The organism is Cronobacter sakazakii (genome assembly GCF_000982825.1).
Lineage (GTDB): Bacteria > Pseudomonadota > Gammaproteobacteria > Enterobacterales > Enterobacteriaceae > Cronobacter > Cronobacter sakazakii.
Map to the genome: position 1 here is coordinate 1,159,734 of NZ_CP011047.1, position 19,153 is coordinate 1,178,886.

Here is a 19,153-nt window from a genome sequence, read left to right on the forward strand (position 1 = left end):
TTTCTGGTCTGCCCGGCGTCACTCATGCCTGTGAGAATAGGGTTCAACCCCACTTAAACAGGTGTCCTGAAATGACGCGTACTGCACTTATCAATATCGATACTCAGCAATCCTTTTTTCACCGCAGCTACTGGCGTGAAGACGATTTTCCGGCGTTTTGCGAGGCTATCAACACGCTTATTGCAGGCTGCGAAGCACGCAATATTCCGATTGTTGATATCTTTCATGTCGATGGCGACGACGTGTTTACGCTTGAATCGGGCTTTGTAACGCCAATGCCTTTCCTGCGTCATAAGGCCGCCGTGACATTCCATAAGCATGTTCATAACGCGTTTACCGACACCGGGCTGGATTTATGGCTGCGCCAAAGAGATATTAACCACCTGATTATCTGCGGTATCCGTACCGAGCAGTGCTGCGAAACCACAACGCGGGTCGCCTCTGATCTGGGTTACCGGGTGACATTTGTCAGCGAAGCGACGCTGACGTTTCCGATGACCTGGAAAGGCGTGACGCTGGACGTGGACGCATTGCGCCACCGTACCGAAACGGTGCTGGCGGGGCGTTTTGCGACGATTAGCAGCGTGGCGCAATGTCTGGAGTCTTTGGAATGACCATTCCTGTCTGGTTTGTGGTGTTGCCTGGCGTCATGGCGCTCGATTTAACAGGCCCGGCGGAGACGCTCGCGCTTGCGGGTGACGCCTTCAGCCTCAATTACATCGGGCCTGAAGAGCGAGTCGTGATGTCGACCGGCTTACAGGTGGCGGGTATCGCGCCGCTGCCGGAAACATTGCCGCCAGGCAGCCTGCTCGTCTTGCCGGGTGTCGCGGATTCCAGCCGCTGGTTTTCTACGCCGCAGGCGCTGGCCGCCCGCAACTGGCTGATGCGGCTTCAGCCGCTGATCCACAGCCAGCAGTTTACGCTTATCTGCGTCTGCTCGGGCTCGCTGCTGGCGGCGAAAGCCGGTCTGCTGCATGGCGTTGAATGCACCACGCACCATGACGTACTGGCGCGCCTGAAAGCCGCCGCTCCCGGCGCGCAGGTGCGCGATAACCGTATTTTTGTAGAAGATCGCGGTATCTGGACCAGTGCTGGTATTACGTCCGGCATCGATTTAAGCCTGCACCTGATCCACCGCCTGTGCGGGCCGCGCGCGGCGCTTGAAGTGGCGCGTGAAATGGTGGTCTGGTTTCGCCGCTCCGGCGACGATCCGCAGCTCTCGCCGTGGCTGCGTTACCGGAATCATTTACACCCCGCCGTGCATCGCGCGCAGGATTTGCTGGCAGCAAATCCGCAGGCGGCATGGAGCCTGACGGAGATTGCCGGGCGCGTGCATGTCAGCCCGCGCCATCTCACGCGACTCTTTAAAGAGCATCTGGGGATCAGCGTTCGTGATTATCTGGAACAGTTACGCGTGGCGTTTGCCAGCCAGTGTTTATTGCAGGGGCAGGGCGCGGAGCAGGCGGCCGTCGCTGCCGGGTTTTCATCCGCCCGGCAGTTTCAGCGCGCCCGATCGCGTGCCGTTAACTGACGAGACGACGGCGGTCTACGCGCTGCAACAGCGCGGCCAGCGCCAGGCTACCCGCCAGCGTCATACTAAAAATCCAGGCGATATCCAGCACCGGCCATGCCGTAAATTCAATATGCCGCGTGCGCAGAAAGTGAATGATGAGCGCATGGAAGCCGTAAATCCCCAGCGAATAACGCGCGATAAACGCGAGCGGCGCCATCTCGCGGTTGAGCGTATTTTTCGCCAGTACCAGCAGGCTTAACGCGGCGATCAGCACCAGCGGGCCGCAGTAAAGATAAAAGGTGTCGGCGAAGTTGCCGTGGCTTTCCAGCGCCTGATGGGTGCCGCTCGCAATCGACACGGTACTGACCGCCAGCACGATACCCGCCAGCAGGCTTACGGGGCGCAGCTCCGTTTCCATCATCCCGATGGCACGGCCCATCAACCCATACAGCACGTAATAAAACGTATCGCCATTGATATAGAGATTCACCGGCAGCCACTGTACGCCGTCGAACTTTTGCGCCACAGTATTGGGATTTGCCACCACACCCAGCAGGACGATAAGCGCCAGCGCCGTCCGGCCATCGATACGCTTTACGCTTATCAGCGGCGACAACAGATAAATGACGATAATGGCGAAGAAAAACCATAAATGGTAGAAAACGGGCTTTTGTAACAACAGCTTAAGCGAAATCTCACCATTAATTGGCGTCAGTAGCGCGATATAGGCGAGCGCCACGGCGCTGTAAAAAACCAGGCAGAGCGCGATGCGTAGAAAATGCCGCTGCCCGGCGCTGCGTTCGCCGAAAAACAGGTACCCTGAAATCATAAAAAACAGCGGTACGCTGACGCGCGACGCAGAGTTCAGCAGGTTGGCGAAATCCCAGTTTAGCGGGCTGACCAGTGAAGGATTAGTAATATACCAGGTCGTCGTGTGGATCATGATGACCATCAGACAGGCTATCGCGCGCAGATTGTCTACCCAGTGAATTTTTTGCTGCATCAGTTCCTCTGTACCATCTTTAATTATCAGCAGTGTGACTTCCTGATTCTGGATCCTGCTCCACGGAACAATCTGAGTTTCAGGGCGGCCCGTTGTCAGCCTTAGGGCGATTTCGCAGAATGCACGCCCTTTGTCCGCTGCGGTCACCCGCGCTTTGGTCGTCATTTTAACATGGAGATAACAAACTATGACGAGGCTGTTGCCCCGCACGCTTTGGCTGGTGCTGTTCACAGGCGCGCTGGCCGGTTGCAGTCACGAGGACGCGCATCCGCAGCATGCGCAAAAAGGACGTGTCAGCGCGCCGCACTCGCTGGAAATGGAGCAGCAGTGTAAAGCAAAAGCCGCTCATCGCTACAATACCGATGCGCAGAACGTCACCGTTAACGGTTTCGAGGCGTATCAGGGAAGCTATGAAATGCGCGGCTATACGGCGCGTGAAGAGGGCTTTACCTGCTCTTTCGACGCGAACGGTCAATTTTTACACCTTTCCATGCGTTAATGGCGCAACCGCGCGTCAACCGCCCGCTTTTGGTCGTGGATTGAGGCTGTATATCTGGCGGTCAACGGGTATACTGACCGCTTCCAAATAAACCCACTCGTATCGCGTGCGAAATCATATGCAAAAGTTTGATACCAGGACCTTTCAGGGCCTGATCCTGACCTTACAGGATTACTGGGCTCGTCAGGGCTGCACCATCGTTCAACCTCTGGACATGGAAGTCGGCGCCGGCACCTCCCACCCGATGACCTGCCTGCGGGCGCTGGGCCCGGAGCCTATCGCGGCCGCTTATGTTCAGCCTTCCCGCCGCCCGACCGATGGCCGCTACGGCGAAAACCCCAACCGTTTACAGCACTACTACCAGTTCCAGGTGATCATCAAGCCGTCGCCGGACAATATTCAGGAGCTGTACCTGGGGTCGCTTAAAGAGCTGGGTATGGACCCGACCATTCATGATATTCGCTTCGTCGAAGACAACTGGGAAAACCCGACGCTCGGCGCCTGGGGCCTCGGCTGGGAAGTGTGGCTGAACGGCATGGAAGTGACGCAGTTCACTTACTTCCAGCAGGTTGGCGGCCTGGAGTGCAAACCGGTGACCGGTGAAATCACTTACGGCCTTGAGCGTCTCGCCATGTACATTCAGGGCGTGGACAGCGTTTATGACCTGGTCTGGAGCGATGGCCCGCTTGGCAAAACCACTTACGGCGATGTGTTCCATCAGAACGAAGTGGAGCAATCCACCTATAACTTCGAATACGCCGACGTGGATTTCCTGTTCACCTGCTTTGAGCAGTACGAAAAAGAAGCTCAACAGCTGCTGGCGCTGGAAAACCCGCTGCCGCTGCCTGCTTATGAACGTATTCTGAAAGCCGCCCACAGCTTCAACCTGCTGGACGCGCGCAAGGCTATCTCGGTGACCGAGCGCCAGCGCTACATTTTGCGTATCCGCACGCTGACCAAAGCCGTGGCCGAAGCCTACTACGCCTCCCGCGAGGCGCTGGGCTTCCCGATGTGCAACAGAAATAAATAAGAGGCTGCCATGTCTGAGAAAACTTTTCTGGTGGAGATTGGCACTGAAGAGCTGCCACCAAAAGCCCTGCGCAGCCTGGCGGAATCCTTCGCTGCGAACTTTACTGCTGAACTGGACGCGGCGGGCCTGACCCACGGCGTCGTGAGCTGGTTTGCGGCGCCGCGTCGTCTGGCGCTGAAAGTGGCGAATCTGGCGGCGTCTCAGCCGGATCGCGAAGTTGAAAAACGTGGCCCGGCGGTCTCTGCGGCGTTTGACGCCGAGGGCAATCCGAGCAAAGCGGCTGAAGGCTGGGCGCGTGGCTGCGGCATTACTGTCGATCAGGCGGAGCGTCTGGTCACCGACAAAGGCGAGTGGCTGATGTATCGCGCCCATGTGAAAGGCGAAAGCGCGCAGGCGCTGCTGCCGGACATGGTGAGCACCGCGCTGTCTAAATTGCCGATTCCGAAACTGATGCGCTGGGGCGCGTCTGACGTCCAGTTCGTGCGCCCGGTTCACACCGTGACGCTGCTGCTGGACGATGAAGTGCTGCCGGCGACGATTCTTGGTATTCAGTCCGACCGCGTGATCCGTGGTCATCGCTTTATGGGCGAGCCGGAATTCACTATCGACCACGCCGATCAGTACCCGCAGATCCTGCTGGAGCGCGGCAAGGTCATCGCCGACTACAACGCGCGTAAAGCCAAAATTCAGCAGGACGCCGAAGCGGCAGCCGCGAAAATCGGCGGCAATGCCGATCTGAGCGATAGCCTCCTTGAAGAAGTCACCTCGCTGGTGGAATGGCCGGTGGTACTGACCGCGAAATTCGAAGAGAAATTCCTGGCGGTGCCGGCGGAAGCGCTGGTCTATACCATGAAAGGCGACCAGAAGTATTTCCCGGTGTACGGTACCGACGGCAAGCTGCTGCCGAACTTTATCTTTGTGGCGAATATCGAGTCCAAAGATCCGCGCCAGATTATCTCCGGTAACGAAAAAGTGGTGCGTCCGCGTCTGGCGGATGCAGAATTCTTCTTCAACACTGACCGCAAAAAACGTCTGGAAGATCACCTGCCGCGTCTCGAAACTGTGCTGTTCCAGCAGCAGCTCGGCACGCTGCGCGACAAAACCGACCGCATTCAGGCGCTTTCCGGCTGGATTGCCAGCCAGATAGGCGCGGATGTGAATCACGCGACGCGCGCGGGCCTGCTTTCCAAATGCGATCTGATGACCAACATGGTGTTTGAGTTTACCGACACCCAGGGCGTCATGGGCATGCACTACGCTCGTCATGATGGCGAGTCTGAAGACGTTGCGGTGGCGCTGAATGAGCAGTATATGCCGCGCTTTGCAGGCGATGCGCTGCCGTCAAGCCTGGTGGCGTGCGCCGTGGCGATTGCCGATAAAATGGATACGCTGGCCGGGATTTTCGGTATTGGTCAGCATCCGAAAGGCGATAAAGACCCGTTCGCGCTGCGCCGCGCTGCCCTTGGCGTGCTGCGTATCATCGTTGAGAAAAACCTGCCGCTCGATCTGCAAACCCTGACGGAAGAAGCGGTGCGCCTGTACGGCAGCAAGCTGACCAACGCGAAAGTGGTGGATGATGTCGTGGACTTTATGCTGGGCCGCTTCCGCGCCTGGTATCAGGATGAAGGCTACAGCGTCGACACCATTCAGGCGGTGCTGGCGAATCGTCCGACCCGCCCGGCGGATTTCGATGCCCGCATGAAGGCGGTGTCGCACTTCCGTACTCTGGATGAAGCCGTGGCGCTGGCCGCAGCGAACAAACGCGTTTCCAACATTCTCGCGAAAGCCACCGAGCCGCTGAACGATGAAGTTCATGCATCGGTACTGAAAGAAGATCCGGAAATTCGTCTGGCGCTGCAGGTCGCTGTAATGCGCGACAAGCTGCAGCCGCTGTTTGCGGAAGGCCGCTACCAGGAAGCGCTGGTCGAACTGGCGCAGCTGCGCGAGCCGGTGGATGAGTTCTTCGAAAAAGTGATGGTTAACGCGGACGATGCGCAGGTGCGTATTAATCGTCTGACGCTGCTGTCAAAATTACGTGCACTGTTCCTGCAAGTGGCGGATATTTCCCTGCTGCAGTAACGTGTTCCGTTAATAATAAAAAACCCGCCGCTGGCGGGTTTTTTTATAGCGATTTTCGCTACGTTGAATTCTTATTTTATTATCATAATACAAAAAGCGCGGGGTTATTACGCGGTCACGTAATTATTACTAAGCCGGTTGCGGATAATATAGCGCGCGGGTGCTCAGGCTGGCTTGGGCATGATGCAAAGGCTGGTCAGATGAATGCCCCCCTAAGTTAATTCCATTTAACCTCGGGGGAGGCTGCAATCAGAACCCAACAGCCTGATTGTAGCCTCTTCCCTATAAGGAGGCAATTATGCCAATAAAATCCCGATATGCTTTTTTAAGCATAGTAGCGCTGTGTATTACGGTGCTGTGTTTCGCCTTAATAATGCGTGATCGCTTATGTGAATTCACTATTAAAGAGGGAAGCCGGGAAATACGGGCAATCCTTGCTTACGAACCAGGGAAGTAGCCTTTGGATGGGGGAGCAATCCCCCACCCACTGGTCAGGAGGGCGGGTTGGCCTGCACGACCCAAATGTATTCTGAAAAGCAACGCCCCCGCATTGGCGGGGGCGTTTTGTTTGCGAAAAAAAGTGTACTGGCTTGCGTTTCATTCCATGAGTTGTTTACTGAGCATGGGATTCGCCTGAATCAGGCGCATCAGCTTCAGTTCGGTGCTGGAGGGTTTCACGCGGCGGGATTCCCACTCCTGAACCATGGCGACACTGACACCCATCACACGAGCCAAATCATCTGTTTTCAGGCCCGTTCTTTTGCGTAACAGTTCAAATTCTGTAAACACGTTAGGTTTCTGCGTCAGGGTAACCGTATCAGAGGCATCTTTCTTTAATACAATTTGTTCGAGGCTGCTGAGCAACTCAAACATAGGGTCTTTAGATTCCATTTTGGACTCCTAATCACACAGCGGGATCGTGAACGTCTAAGAAGCTTCTTAATCATAGTTCGGAAAAAACCAAACTGCGGGCAGGGTAGTATAAGATTTTGCGGTTGTTGACTGGCGAGCGCCGGTTGTGGCGGTTCGGTGGTGGAATATCTCGTCCTAATTGATTGATATTAGGATTAATCTTAAGAAAGTATAGTTTTGTAAAAGATCATGGCGCGATCCTTTATCCCCTGCGCGATCCCGCCATAAGCCCGGCGTTTTAGAACGCGCGCACCGCTCTTCTGACGCTCATATACCGGGGTCCAGTCATGCGATGGGAAAGCACTCATGTCGGTTTCTGAAAAGCACCGAATCACATTCAGGCAGCTTAAAAAGGCAGCGTAAAATACGCCCGGCGCTTGAGGCTTTTTGCCTCCGGCAATCAGCAAAGTTACCGCTATGGCGGATGGCAGAAAGAAGAAAGCCCCGAAGGTTAATTTTCATTAACCAACGAGGCTGTCTCCATACTGAACATATGCAGATTAGCCTCTTACCCGTCGCAAGACAAGGAAAAGAAGCTGATGAAACTACCGCGAAATGCGCTTATCTGGTGCGTATTAATCGTTTGTACCACGCTATTAATATTCACGCTCCTTATCAGGAAATCGCTGTGCGAAATCCGTTATAAGGACAGATATCGGGAGGCCGCTGCGTTTCTGGCTTACGAATCCGGTAAGTAGCGTCTGGAGGGCGGGGGAAACCCCGCCTTTTCAGGCCAGGCGAGGCTATGGGGCGGTATGGCTGTGAGCGTCTTTATTAAGGGTCGTCAGCGCAGGCTGGCGGCCCTTTTTTACGCACGGCGCGCTGCCTTTCGCATAATCGCTTTTGCAGCGCAATAAAGGGTATCCTGCGCGGCGCGTCTGAACTATCCTTGTGGGCGTTGAAGCACACTGGCAGTGGTGTGCGCGTTGATGAGTGAAAGGAGCAAAAAAATGGCGACAGGTAAGTCCTGCTCTCGCTGGTTCGCGCCGCTGGCGGCGTTGTTAATGGTATTCAGCCTGAGCGGGTGTTTTGATAAAGAGGGCGACCAGCGCAAAGCGTTCGTCGATTTTCTGCAAAACACGGTAATGCGTAGCGGCGAACGTTTGCCGACGCTGACCGCCGATCAGAAAAAACAGTTCGGTCCGTTCGTTTCCGACTATGCCATCCTTTACAGCTACTCTCAGCAGGTGAACCAGGCGATGGACGCCGGCATCCGCCCGGTAGTGGATAGCGTAAACAGCATTCGCGTGCCGCAGGATTACATGACCCAGCGTGAAGCGCTGCGCCAGGCCAACGGTTCGCTGGGCGTAATGAGCCAGCAACTGCAGAATGCGAAAATGCAGGCGGACAGCTCTCACGCGTCGCTTAAGCAGGCAGACGATCTGAAGCCGGTATTTGATAAAGCTTATGAAAAAGTGGTAACCGGCCCGGCTAACGCGCTGCAGCCGCTGATCCCGGCCGCGCAGACGTTCACTCAGCAACTGGTGCAGGTTGGTGATTTCATCGCGCAGCAGGGCACGCAGGTGGGCTTTGCGGCTAACGGCATCCAGTTCCCGACGTCGCAGCAGGCGAGCCAGTATAACGCGCTGATAGGCCCGCTCGCCGCGCAACATCAGGCCTTCACCCAGGCTTACACGGCCGCGACCAACGCGATGCAGTGAAAAAAAACGGCTCTTATGAGCCGTTTTTTATTGTCATGCTAAACCACTTCTCCGGAGGTGGTTTTTACTTCACCGCCTTCGGATTCACGCAGTTCTGCGACACGTCGCCATTAAGCGCGTTGATAAGGTTATCGACCGCGCAGGCGGCCATGTTATAGCGCGTCTCGTGAGTGGCGGAGCCGATATGCGGCAGCGCGACCACATTCTTCAGCGTCAGCAGTGGAGAGTCTTTCGAAAGCGGCTCCTGCTCGAACACATCCAGCCCGGCCGCGTGGATCTCACCGCTTTGCAGCGCGGCAATCAACGCGTTTTCATCCACCACCGGCCCGCGGCCTGCGTTGATGAAAATCGCTGATTTCTTCATTTTGCGGAACTGTTCTGCGCCAATCATGTGATGCGTCTCGTCGGTGAGCGGCAGAATGACGCACACGAAATCTGATTCGGCGAGCAGCGTATCCAGGTCACAGTAGCGCGCGTTAAAGCGCTCTTCCGCCTCGCTGTGATGGCGACGGGCGTTGTAGAGAATCGGCATGTTAAAGCCGAAATGCGCGCGCTGCGCCAGCGCGAGACCAATACGACCCATGCCGACAATGCCCAGCGTTTTGTGGTGAACGTCGCAGCCGAACCAGTCCGGGCCGATGCTGCCGGTCCATTCGCCCGCTTTAACCCGCTCGGCCACTTCGAGTGCGCGGCGCGCGGTCGTCAGCACCAGCGTCATCAGCGTATCGGCGACCGTTTCAGTTAGCACGGTAGGCGTGTGCATCAGCGCTATCTTTTTCGCGCTCAACGCGTCCACGTCGAAATTGTCATACCCCACGGAAACCGTCGAGGCAGCGCGAAGCGCGGGCATTTTCTCAAGCAGCGCCGCGTCTACCTTTTCGCTCGAACCCAGCAGCCCCTGCGCCTCGCTAAATGCGCTGGCATGAGCCTCAATGGTCTCCGGGCTCAGATCTGGCACACGGGTCACGTTGAAGTGGCTCTCCAGGCGGGCAAGCAAATCGTCAGGCAGGGATTTGTAGAGAATGACGGACGGCTTCATGCAGGTCTCCAGCTTTTGAACAAAACAGAAAGAATAGACAAGCGGACGGCATCACGCCGCCCGCAGCGTGTTACGCGTGGCGCGCGCCCACCGGCAGCTGTTGGCTGGTGGCCGGTTTGACTATCAAAGTGAGCCACACCGAGGCGAAAAGCGCCACCCCCATAAAAATGTATGAGGCAGACGGGTTGCCGGTTGCGCCGTTAAGATAGCCGACCACCCAGGAGCCGACGAACGAGCCGAGCGCGCCCATGCTGTTGATAAGCGCCATCGCGCCGCCCGCCACATTCTTCGGCAGCATCTCCGGGATAATCGCGAAGAACGGGCCATACGGGGCGTACATCGCGGCACCGGCAATCACCAGCAGGGTGTAAGACGCCCAGAAATGGTTCGCGCCGAGCGCCCAGGAGCCGATAAACGCGAGCCCGCCAATCAGCAGCAGCGGCCAGACGAACAGCTTGCGGTTCTGCATTTTATCGGAGGCCCAGGAGACGATAATCATGGCGATGGTCGCGGCGAGATAGGGCACGGCGGAGAGCCAGCCCACTTCCACCATGCCCATGTTTTCGCTGCCGCTACGGATGATGGATGGCAGCCACAGCACAAAGCCGTAAACGCCGATGCTCCATGCGAAATACTGCGCGCACAGCAGGATAACGTTGCGTGAGCGGAAGGCTTCGCCGTAATTGCGCACCGCTTTAATGCCTTCCTGCTCTTTATTCAGCTGCGCCTGGAGCGCCGCTTTCTCGTCATCCGCCAGCCACTTCACCTGCGACGGTTTATCCTTCACCAGCACCCACCAGCAGAACGCCCAGACAACCGCCGGGATGCCTTCGATGATGAACATTTCACGCCAGCCGAACGCCTGAATGAGATAGCCCGAGACCACCGACATCCACAGCACGGTGGCTGGGTTACCGAGAATCAGAAAGGTGTTGGCACGCGAGCGCTCAGACTTCGTAAACCAGTTGCTGATGTAAATCAGCATGGCGGGCATGACGGCGGCTTCCACCACGCCGAGGATAAAGCGGATCGCCGCCAGCATCGGGATATTGCTGACCACGCCGGTCAGCGACGCGCAGCCGCCCCACAGAATCAGGCAGATGAAAATGAGTTTACGCACGCTGCGGCGCTCGGCGTAAATCGCGCCAGGGATCTGGAAAAAGAAGTAGCCGAGGAAGAACAGGGCGCCCAGCAGCGATGAAATGCCTTTGGTAATGCCGAGATCGTCATTAATACCAGCCGCCGAAGCGAAACTAAAGTTTGCGCGATCGAGGTACGCCAGGCTGTACGTGATAAACACGACCGGCATGATGTACCACCAGCGTTTTGGAGCGTTAGTCGGACTTTTCATCGTATTCCCTCTATGGTTGAGGTGGATGCGTCTCGTCGGTGTAGGGGACGACGGAAGCTGTTCGTACTAGTGATGTTTGGGTGAGGTTTTCCTCATGCCCGCCCTCTCTCAAAGGAGAGAGGGAAAACTCGTCTTGTGATGTATCGCCTTAAAAAACCTGAAGACTTATGAATCGCCAAGCTGCGCGCGAGTCGGCAGCCCTTCGCTGTCGCCCTGAACCTGGATGGCCAGCGCGCCGATTTTGTTACCGCGGGTCGCCGCCTCGCGCAGCGTTTTACCTTCCAGCAGCGCGCTTATCACGCCCACCGCAAAGCCATCGCCCGCGCCCACCGTATCGACTACGTTTTCGACCTTCACCGCTGCCACCGTACCCTGCTCGCCGCTGGCGCTCTGATACCAGGCGCCGTCAGCACCGGTTTTGATAACGACCGCTTTCACGCCGCGCGTCAGGTAGAAATCGGCAATCCCTTCCGGGCTCTGCTGGCCGGTCAGGATCTGGCCTTCTTTCAGGCCCGGCAGCACCCAGTCGGCCATACAGGCGAGATGGTTGAGTTTCTCTGTCATCTCCGCCTCGCTTTTCCACAGCACCGGGCGCAGATTCGGATCGAAGGAGATCGTCTTGCCCTGGGTTTTCATGGCGCGCGCCGCGTGATCCAGCAGTTCATACGACGTCGGGGAAAGCGCTGCTGCGACGCCGCTCAGGTGCAGGTGACGGGCGCTGTAAAACAGTGGGGCGTTAAAATCTTCGCCGCTCAGATGGCTTGCGGCGGAGCCTTTGCGGAAATATTCCACGCTGGGATCGGTTCCATCAGTAACTTTCGATTTCAGCTGAAAACCGGTCGGGTAGCGGTCGTCGATCGTCACGCCGCGCGTGGCGATGCCCTCTTTTTCGAGCTGATTCAGGACGAAGCGGCCAAACGAATCGTTGCCGACGCGGCTCACCCAGCTCACCTGTAATCCGAGACGCGCGAGACCGGTGGCGACATTTAGCTCCGCCCCCGCGACGCGTTTAAAAAAGTGTTCTACCTGCGCCAGATCGCCGGGCTCGGTCGCGACAAACATCGCCATCGCTTCGCCGATGGTAATCACATCCAGTGGCTGTTCCATGTTCACTCCTCGCGCAGCAGGTTGACGTAATGACGGGTCACGGCGGTCAGGTCGCGGCCTTCCAGCGGAAACTCAATACCGCGCGGCGCGTCCGGCGGCAGCATATTCAGCAGCGTGCGCCAGCGCGGTCCGGCGTCATCCAGCGCGATAGCGCGATAGTGGTAGTGATGCGCGGTGGCGGCTTTGACATGGATATAGCTGACGCCTGCGCAAAGCGCGCGGGCGGCCTCTTCCGGCGCATCGTCCACCCACAGCCAGTTGGCCATGTCGAACGTCAGGCGGACGGGAAGATTGAGCGTTTTGCTGGCGGCGAGAAAGCGGCGCATGGGTTCCAGGCGACCGCATTCGGTCTGATCGTTTTCCACGACCAGCGCGACGTCGCTCAGCGCCAGAAGACCCGCCAGCGGCTCCGCCTGGTGCGGATGGCTGAAATGCCCAAGTGAGAGCTTGAGCCAGCGGGCGTTGAGTTCGTGGGCTTCTGCCAGCAGCGAAGGCAGGCGCGCGTTGATTTTACCGTCGTGTTCAAACAGCGGTTCGGGTGCTGAGTAGCAGGCTTTCAGGTGATGAGAGGCGATCGCCTGCGCCAGCGCGGGCAGGGCGTCGATCTCCGCGAGATCGAGCAGTTCGCGGCGGATCTCCACGCCGTCAGCGCCCGCGCCCGCGATGATCGGCAGTACGGCCTGCTGGCCGCCGAGGGCGTTGATTTTATCGTTACCGTAAGCCGCGGTGACGACGATAATTTCTCTCTCCATTAACTTCTCCGGAGTGATTACATCTGCATAACATAATTAATACGCTAGATGGAACCGGTTCCAAAGAGAAGTCCAGGATGGTGAATTTATGATCGGGGTCACGAACCGTCGTTCAGCGCGCCGTCGAGCCGCGCACGATAAGCTCGCCGGAGAAAACCTGCTCCCGCACCGCCTGCGCCTGGCCTTCGATGCGCTTGACGACTTGCTCCAGCGCGGCGTAGCCAATCTGCCAGGTCGGCTGTTTCAGCGTGGTGATCCCGACGCCCGCCAGCTCCGCCCACTCCAGCTCGTCAAAGCCGAGCAGGCCGATGTCGGCACCCCAGTTCAGCCCGATACGCTTAAGCGAGCGCGCCACCTGGAGCGTCAGCGCGCCATTGGCGGAAATAACCGCTTTGCGCATCCCGCGAAAACGGGTGTGGAAGTGGCGCAGGGTGTTGTCGAGATAATCGGCCTCGTGCAATGGCGTTTCGGCATTTTCCGCGACGACGCCTGGGTAGCGGGCGGCGGTGGCGCGAAAAGCGGTCAGGCGCTCGCGGCGGGTGTTCACCGTCCCGAGCGGCTCGCTTAAGAACAACAGCGCCTCAAAGCCCTGTTCGATAAGATGTTCCGTGGCGGTGGTCGCCGCCTGGGTGTTGTCGAGCCCGACGACATCGCAGGCGAAATCGGGGATTTTACGGTCAATCAGCACCATCGGCAGCGCCGACTGTTGCAGCCGGTTCAGCCCCTCTTCGCGCATGCCGACCGCGTTCACCACGATGCCTTCCACCTGATAGCTACGCAGGAGATCCAGATAATGCAGCTCCTGATCGAGCTCGTTATTGGTGTTACAGACCAGCGGCGTAAAGCCTTTCTCCCGACAGGCCGCCTCAATGCCGCTTAATACATTGACCGAATAGGGGTTGGTGATATCGGCGATGATCAGGCCGATTAACCGTGTACGCCCGCGCTTCAGGCCGCGCGCCATCTGGTTAGGCCGGTAATCGAGCTGTGCGATGGCCTGCTCAATGCGCGCCAGCAAAGCGTCGGAAAGCAGATGTTTTTCGCCGTTCAGGTAGCGGGAAACGCTGGTTTTTCCTGTTTTCGCGGCGCGGGCGACGTCGCTAATGGTGGGGCGTGGCGCTTTGGTGGTCATGAGGCTTCCTTCTCAGGCTAAAACACCGGCGGGGCAGGTGACTGTTTTTATTATTAGATTATTTCGGTGGCTGTCGTAAAGCAGGCGTTTGCCTGACGGGCATAACTGGCACCGGCGATTTTCCGGCTCTCAATGTGTGGCATTGTTATTTATTATGTTATAACGTATCAATTTATAATTAACACACAGGAGAGTGACAGAAATGAAAAAATTAGCCTTATTACTGGGAATGGGGCTTCTGCTGGCAAGCGCTCAAAGCGCGGCGCACGGGCATCACCACGGCAAGCCGTTGACGGAGGCAGAACGCCAGGCGAGCGAAGGGGTGTTCAACGATAAAGATGTCAAAGACCGCACGCTTAGCGACTGGGACGGCGTCTGGCAGTCGATTTATCCGTATCTTATGAGCGGCGATCTCGATCCGGTGCTGGCGAAAAAAGCGAAGGAAGGCGGTAAAACCGTCGAAGAGTATCGCGCGTATTACAAAAAAGGGTACGCCACGGATGTTGAAATGATCGGCATTGAAAACAATGTGATGGAGTTTCACGTCGGGCAAACCGTGAACGCCTGCGCGTATAAATATAACGGCTATAAGATTTTGCAGTACGCCTCCGGCAAAAAAGGCGTGCGCTACCTGTTTGAATGTACTGACAGCGCGTCAAAAGCGCCGAAGTTTGTGCAGTTCAGCGATCACACCATCGCGCCGCGCAAATCCGCGCACTATCACATTTACATGGGAAACACGTCCCATGAGGCGCTGCTAAAAGAGATGGATAACTGGCCAACGTACTATCCGTACCAGTTAAGCAAAGCGCAGGTGGTGGATGAAATGCTGCACCACTAAGGTGTGAAGCAGCCTCATCGGGCTTTCCCGATGAGGCTGTCGCCCGTTACTGCAGCGGGCTTAAGGTGATTTCCACGCGACGGTTCTGCGCTTTACCTTCTTCGGTGCTGTTGCTCGCCACCGGGTTTGCCGGGCCCATGCCGCTGGTGCGGATGCGGTTAGCGGCAACACCCTGGGTGATGAGCGCGCTGGCGACGCTTTCCGCGCGCTGCTGCGACAGCTTCATGTTCAGCGCCTGCCCGCCGGTGCTGTCGGTGTAGCCCACCACGTTCACCGCGGTTTTCGGGTACTCTTTCAGCACCATCGCCACGCCGGTCAGCGTATTCGCGCCCGCCGGTTTCAGATTCGCCTGGCTGCTGTCGAAGGTCACGTTGTTCGGCATATTCAGGATGATGTTATCGCCGCTGCGGGTGACGCTCACGCCGGTGCCCTGCATTTTCTGACGCAGTTTCGCTTCCTGCACGTCCATGTAGTAACCCACGCCGCCGCCGAGCGCTGCGCCCGCCGCCGCGCCAATCAGCGCGCCTTTGCCGCGGTCTTTTTTCGACGAAGAAAGCACGCCGACGCCCGCGCCCACCAGCGAGCCAATGCCCGCGCCAATGCCGGATTTACCCGCTTCGCGTTCGCCGGTGTAAGGGTTTGTGGTGCAGCCTGAAAGGGCCAGTGCGCCGCTGACCATCGCGGCCACAAAAATGATGCGTTTTTTCATCGCATATCCTTATTCAATTTAATTCTGGTTCGCCTGGAGTGGCGGAGGTTGATTATGACGGGGGAATGTGATGAAAATTCCGGGAAGTGTTCTGATTTTTTATCCATAACGAATCGAGCGGCGACAAAGTAGCCATACTCACGCCGCCTCATCTGCAAACGCCAGTCAGGAGCCCGTTTTGGCTAACCCATCTGCTTTAAAACGCATCGTTACCGCCGCCCACTGGGGGCCCATGGTTGTCGAGACCGACGGTGAAACCGTGCTCTCTTCTCAGGGCGCGCTGCCGACGCGCCACCCGAATTCCCTGCAAACCGCCGTACCGGATCAGGTACACAGCAAAGCGCGCGTGCGCTATCCGATGGCGCGTAAAGGGTTTCTCGCCTCGCCGGATAGCCCGCAGGGCGTGCGCGGGCAGGATGAGTTTGTGCGTATCAGCTGGGATGAAGCGCTGCGTCTGATTGACCAGCAGCACCGGCGCATTCGCGAAAGCTACGGCCCGTCGTCGATTTTCGCAGGCTCCTACGGCTGGCGCTCCAACGGCGTACTGCATAAAGCCGCCACGCTGTTGCAACGCTATATGAGCCTCGCGGGCGGCTACACCGGTCATCTGGGCGATTACTCCACGGGGGCCGCGCAGGTGATCATGCCGTATGTGGTGGGCGGCAACGAAGTCTATCAACAGCAGACCAGCTGGCCGCTGGTGCTGGAGCACAGCGATGTCGTAGTGCTGTGGAGCGCCAACCCGCTCAACACGCTGAAAATCGCCTGGAACGCCTCTGACGAACAGGGCATCGGCTATTTTGAGAAGCTCAAAGAGAGCGGCAAAAAGCTTATCTGCATCAACCCGATGCGTCCGGAAACCGCCGATTTCTTCGGTGATCGCATGGAATGGATTGCCCCGCACATGGGCACCGACGTGGCGCTGATGCTCGGCATCGCCCATACGCTGGTGGAAAACGGCTGGCAGGATGACGATTTCCTTAACGCCTGTACGCACGGCTACGCGCAGTTTGCGGCCTACCTGACCGGCGAGCGCGACGGCACGCCGAAAGACGCCGACTGGGCGGCGGCGATTTGCGGCGTCGATGCCGCAACCATCCGCGAGCTGGCGCATCTGTTCAGCCAGAACCGCACCATGCTGATGGCGGGCTGGGGCATGCAGCGCCAGCAGTATGGCGAGCAGAAACACTGGATGCTGGTGACACTCGCGGCGATGCTCGGCCAGATTGGCCTGCCGGGAGGCGGCTTCGGGCTCTCTTATCACTTCGCCAACGGCGGCAACCCGACGCGACGCGCGGCCGTGCTGGCCTCAATGCAGGGCAGCGTGGAAGGCGGCGTTGACGCGGTCGATAAAATCCCGGTGGCGCGCATTGTCGAGGCGCTGGAAAACCCCGGCGGCGAATACCCGCACAACGGACAGCAGCGCATTTTCCCGGATATTCGTTTTATCTGGTGGGCGGGTGGCGCCAACTTCACGCATCATCAGGAAACACACCGCCTGATTAAAGCGTGGCAAAAGCCGGAGCTGGTGGTGATTTCCGAATGTTTCTGGACGGCGGCGGCGAAGCACGCCGATATCGTGCTGCCGGTAACCACCTCGTTTGAGCGCAACGACATGACCATGACCGGCGACTACAGCAACCAGCATATGGTGCCGATGAAGCAGGTTGTGCCGCCGCAGTATGAGGCGCGTAACGATTTCGATATTTTCGCCGAACTGTCAGAGCGCTGGGAAACCGGCGGACGGGCGCGTTTCACCGAAGGCAAAAGCGAGCTGGAGTGGCTCGAAACCTTCTATAACATCGCCCGTGAGCGCGGCGCAGCGCAGCAGGTGACGCTGCCGGATTTCGCGGATTTCTGGGAGGCGAATCAGATAATCGAGATGCCGGAGAACCCGAAAAACGCCGAGTTTGTGCGTTTTGGCGCGTTTCGTGACGATCCGGCGGCCAACCCGCTCAGCACGCCGAGCGGAAAAATCGAGATCTACTCAGAGCGTATTGCCCGCTTCGGCTATGCTGACTGTCCGCCGCACCCGACCTGGCTTGAGCCAGACGAGTGGCACGGCAACGCGCAGCCGGACGAGCTGCAACTGCTCTCGTCGCACCCGGCGCACCGTCTGCACAGCCAGCTTAACTATTCATCGCTTCGCGAGCGCTATGCCGTGGCCGGGCGCGAGCCGGTGACGCTGCATCCGGACGATGCCCGCAAGCGCGGCATCGCTCACGGCGATCTGGTGCGGGTGTGGAACGCCCGTGGCCAGGTGCTGGCGGGTGCCGTGGTCACGGACGGCATTAAGCCTGGCGTGATTTGTCTGCATCAGGGCGCGTGGCCCGATTTTGACTGGAACCAGCAGGGGCTTTGTAAAAACGGCGCGGTGAACGTGCTGACGCGCGATATCCCGACCTCGCGGCTCGGCAACGGCTGCGCGGCGAACTCCTCGCTGGTGCGCGTCGAGAAATACCGCGGGCCCGCGCCGGACGTTACGGCGTTTGATCCGCCTGCCAGCGCATAATCCAGGTCGGGTGGCCGGTCTCTTCCTGCCACGCGCTCTCTTCAATACGAAATCCCCGGGCGTGATAGAAATTCACCGCCCGGGTGTTTTTCTGGTAGACCTCCAGATTCAGGGTATCGTACTGCGACTGCACATGCGTCAGCAGGGCGGTGCCGATGCCTGTTCCCTCGCAGTCAGGCGCCACAAACAGGGCGCCGATAAAATTTTCATGCATCACGCTGATAAACCCGCGAAGCGTACCGCCGTTTTCGTCCACCCACGTGCAGGCACCGGGCAGATAGACGTCACGCACAACGGGCAGACTGGCGCGCCAGTAATCAGGCTGAATGAACGGATGTCCGGCGGTGGTGCTCGCAAGCCACAGCGAAAGGATGGCGTCGCGGTCAGAAGGCCGCTGCGCGCGGATCATGGCCGGTTCTCCGGGTGGCAGCCGCAGCCGGCGAGATGATCGTTCACCAGCCCGCAGGCCTGCATGAAGGAGTAACAAATCGTCGGGCCGACAAACTTAAAGCCGCGTTTTTTCAGCGCTTTCGAGAGCGCCTGCGCCTCGGGCGTCGTCACCGGCACCTGCGCGAGCGTCTGCGGGGAGTTCACTTTCGGCGCGCCCCCGACGAATGACCAGACAAACGCTGAAAAATCTTCCCCCTGCGCCTGCATGGCGAGATACGCCCGGGCGTTGGCGATAATGGCTTCGATTTTACCGCGGTGGCGAATAATACCTGGCTCCTGTACCAGCGCGTCGACGTCTTCCGGCCCCATCTGCGCCACCACGGCGGGCTCAAAACCATGAAAACAGCGGCGGTAGTGCTCGCGTTTTTTCAGCACGGTAATCCACGACAACCCCGCCTGCTGGCCTTCGAGACAGATCATCTCAAACAGCGTGTGGTTGTCTTTCTGAGGTTCTCCCCACTCTTCATCGTGGTAGGCGAGATAAAGTGGATCCTGAGTGACCCATCCGCAACGTTCCATCCTGCATTCCCCTCGTTTTAACAGGCACACTGGCGATTTTCGAA

At 58.0% G+C, this 19,153-nt stretch carries 20 protein-coding genes and 1 pseudogene; 11 read left to right on the forward strand and 10 right to left on the reverse strand.

The features are described from left to right. Window positions 1–71 precede the first annotated feature (71 nt). Both CSK29544_RS05405 and CSK29544_RS05410 read left to right on the forward strand, forming a co-directional pair. Entirely contained in the window at window positions 72–614 is a 543-nt protein-coding gene (locus CSK29544_RS05405) for an isochorismatase family protein (protein ID WP_007867192.1), read from the forward strand. Then, complete coding sequence (locus tag CSK29544_RS05410; RefSeq protein ID WP_007895574.1) at window positions 611–1,531, forward strand: GlxA family transcriptional regulator; 921 nt, start codon at window positions 611–613, stop codon at window positions 1,529–1,531. Before CSK29544_RS05405 ends, CSK29544_RS05410 begins: the two co-directional genes overlap by 4 nt. On the opposite strand, the gene CSK29544_RS05415 is transcribed toward CSK29544_RS05410, so the two are convergent. Further along, entirely contained in the window at window positions 1,524–2,516 is a 993-nt protein-coding gene (locus CSK29544_RS05415) for an acyltransferase (RefSeq protein WP_007895576.1), read from the reverse strand. The genes CSK29544_RS05410 and CSK29544_RS05415 overlap by 8 nt on opposite strands. Before the next feature lie 187 nt (window positions 2,517–2,703). Between CSK29544_RS05415 and CSK29544_RS05420 the strand changes: the two genes are divergently transcribed. From CSK29544_RS05420 to CSK29544_RS22475, 4 genes are all read left to right on the forward strand, one after another. Beyond that, complete coding sequence (locus tag CSK29544_RS05420; protein WP_007895579.1) at window positions 2,704–3,015, forward strand: YsaB family lipoprotein; 312 nt, start codon at window positions 2,704–2,706, stop codon at window positions 3,013–3,015. A gap of 118 nt (window positions 3,016–3,133) precedes the next feature. Then, the gene (glyQ, locus tag CSK29544_RS05425; protein ID WP_004387598.1) at window positions 3,134–4,045 is read left to right on the forward strand and encodes a glycine--tRNA ligase subunit alpha; all 912 of its coding nucleotides are present in this window, start codon (window positions 3,134–3,136) and stop codon (window positions 4,043–4,045) included. Between the two features lie 9 nt (window positions 4,046–4,054). Further along, window positions 4,055–6,124 carry a glycine--tRNA ligase subunit beta gene (gene glyS, locus CSK29544_RS05430; protein WP_029039190.1) on the forward strand — a complete coding sequence of 690 codons (2,070 nt, stop codon included), beginning with the start codon at window positions 4,055–4,057 and terminating at the stop codon, window positions 6,122–6,124. Window positions 6,125–6,422: 298 nt separating this feature from the next. After that, window positions 6,423–6,581, forward strand: coding sequence for a Hok/Gef family protein (locus tag CSK29544_RS22475; protein ID WP_085958998.1), 159 nt, complete (start codon window positions 6,423–6,425; stop codon window positions 6,579–6,581). A 140-nt stretch (window positions 6,582–6,721) separates the two neighbouring features. On the opposite strand, the gene CSK29544_RS05435 is transcribed toward CSK29544_RS22475, so the two are convergent. Next, the gene (locus tag CSK29544_RS05435) at window positions 6,722–7,015 is read right to left on the reverse strand and encodes an HTH-type transcriptional regulator (RefSeq protein WP_004387600.1); all 294 of its coding nucleotides are present in this window, start codon (window positions 7,013–7,015) and stop codon (window positions 6,722–6,724) included. A 514-nt stretch (window positions 7,016–7,529) separates the two neighbouring features. Here CSK29544_RS05435 and CSK29544_RS24820 point away from each other — a divergent pair. From CSK29544_RS24820 to CSK29544_RS05450, 3 genes and pseudogenes are all read left to right on the forward strand, one after another. Next, window positions 7,530–7,619, forward strand: a pseudogene (locus CSK29544_RS24820) (DUF5431 family protein); the annotation flags it as partial. Continuing rightward, complete coding sequence (locus CSK29544_RS05445) at window positions 7,576–7,734, forward strand: type I toxin-antitoxin system Hok/Gef family toxin (protein WP_004387602.1); 159 nt, start codon at window positions 7,576–7,578, stop codon at window positions 7,732–7,734. The pseudogene CSK29544_RS24820 and the gene CSK29544_RS05445, both read left to right, overlap by 44 nt. Before the next feature lie 252 nt (window positions 7,735–7,986). Then, window positions 7,987–8,697 (forward strand): DUF3053 domain-containing protein, encoded by a 711-nt coding sequence (locus CSK29544_RS05450; protein WP_004387604.1) that lies wholly within the window; start codon window positions 7,987–7,989, stop codon window positions 8,695–8,697. Between the two features lie 64 nt (window positions 8,698–8,761). On the opposite strand, the gene ghrB is transcribed toward CSK29544_RS05450, so the two are convergent. From ghrB to CSK29544_RS05475, 5 genes are all read right to left on the reverse strand, one after another. Beyond that, window positions 8,762–9,736, reverse strand: a complete 975-nt coding sequence (ghrB, locus tag CSK29544_RS05455) for a glyoxylate/hydroxypyruvate reductase GhrB (protein ID WP_007895585.1) — start codon at window positions 9,734–9,736, stop codon at window positions 8,762–8,764. Between the two features lie 70 nt (window positions 9,737–9,806). After that, on the reverse strand, window positions 9,807–11,087 hold the full coding sequence (locus CSK29544_RS05460) for an MFS transporter (RefSeq protein WP_004387606.1): 1,281 nt from the start codon (window positions 11,085–11,087) through the stop codon (window positions 9,807–9,809). Between the two features lie 165 nt (window positions 11,088–11,252). Next, window positions 11,253–12,194 (reverse strand): sugar kinase, encoded by a 942-nt coding sequence (locus CSK29544_RS05465; RefSeq protein ID WP_007895589.1) that lies wholly within the window; start codon window positions 12,192–12,194, stop codon window positions 11,253–11,255. A gap of 2 nt (window positions 12,195–12,196) precedes the next feature. Next, window positions 12,197–12,946 carry a sugar phosphate isomerase/epimerase family protein gene (locus CSK29544_RS05470; protein ID WP_007895591.1) on the reverse strand — a complete coding sequence of 250 codons (750 nt, stop codon included), beginning with the start codon at window positions 12,944–12,946 and terminating at the stop codon, window positions 12,197–12,199. A gap of 112 nt (window positions 12,947–13,058) precedes the next feature. Then, window positions 13,059–14,078, reverse strand: a complete 1,020-nt coding sequence (locus CSK29544_RS05475) for a LacI family DNA-binding transcriptional regulator (RefSeq protein ID WP_007895593.1) — start codon at window positions 14,076–14,078, stop codon at window positions 13,059–13,061. A gap of 202 nt (window positions 14,079–14,280) precedes the next feature. Here CSK29544_RS05475 and zinT point away from each other — a divergent pair, with 202 nt between their 5' ends. Then, window positions 14,281–14,919, forward strand: coding sequence for a metal-binding protein ZinT (gene zinT, locus CSK29544_RS05480; RefSeq protein WP_007895595.1), 639 nt, complete (start codon window positions 14,281–14,283; stop codon window positions 14,917–14,919). 46 nt (window positions 14,920–14,965) lie between these two features. Here zinT and CSK29544_RS05485 read toward each other — a convergent pair whose 3' ends face one another. Beyond that, window positions 14,966–15,628 (reverse strand): OmpA family lipoprotein, encoded by a 663-nt coding sequence (locus tag CSK29544_RS05485; protein WP_004387610.1) that lies wholly within the window; start codon window positions 15,626–15,628, stop codon window positions 14,966–14,968. Between the two features lie 178 nt (window positions 15,629–15,806). Here CSK29544_RS05485 and CSK29544_RS05490 point away from each other — a divergent pair, with 178 nt between their 5' ends. Beyond that, on the forward strand, window positions 15,807–18,140 hold the full coding sequence (locus CSK29544_RS05490; protein ID WP_004387611.1) for a molybdopterin guanine dinucleotide-containing S/N-oxide reductase: 2,334 nt from the start codon (window positions 15,807–15,809) through the stop codon (window positions 18,138–18,140). Here CSK29544_RS05490 and CSK29544_RS05495 read toward each other — a convergent pair. Together CSK29544_RS05495 and CSK29544_RS05500 are read right to left on the reverse strand one after the other, a co-directional pair. Beyond that, window positions 18,109–18,549 carry an N-acetyltransferase gene (locus CSK29544_RS05495; RefSeq protein WP_007895598.1) on the reverse strand — a complete coding sequence of 147 codons (441 nt, stop codon included), beginning with the start codon at window positions 18,547–18,549 and terminating at the stop codon, window positions 18,109–18,111. The two genes, CSK29544_RS05490 and CSK29544_RS05495, sit on opposite strands and share 32 nt — an antisense overlap. Then, the gene (locus CSK29544_RS05500; RefSeq protein ID WP_007895599.1) at window positions 18,546–19,109 is read right to left on the reverse strand and encodes a DNA-3-methyladenine glycosylase I; all 564 of its coding nucleotides are present in this window, start codon (window positions 19,107–19,109) and stop codon (window positions 18,546–18,548) included. Before CSK29544_RS05500 ends, CSK29544_RS05495 begins: the two co-directional genes overlap by 4 nt. Window positions 19,110–19,153 lie beyond the last annotated feature (44 nt).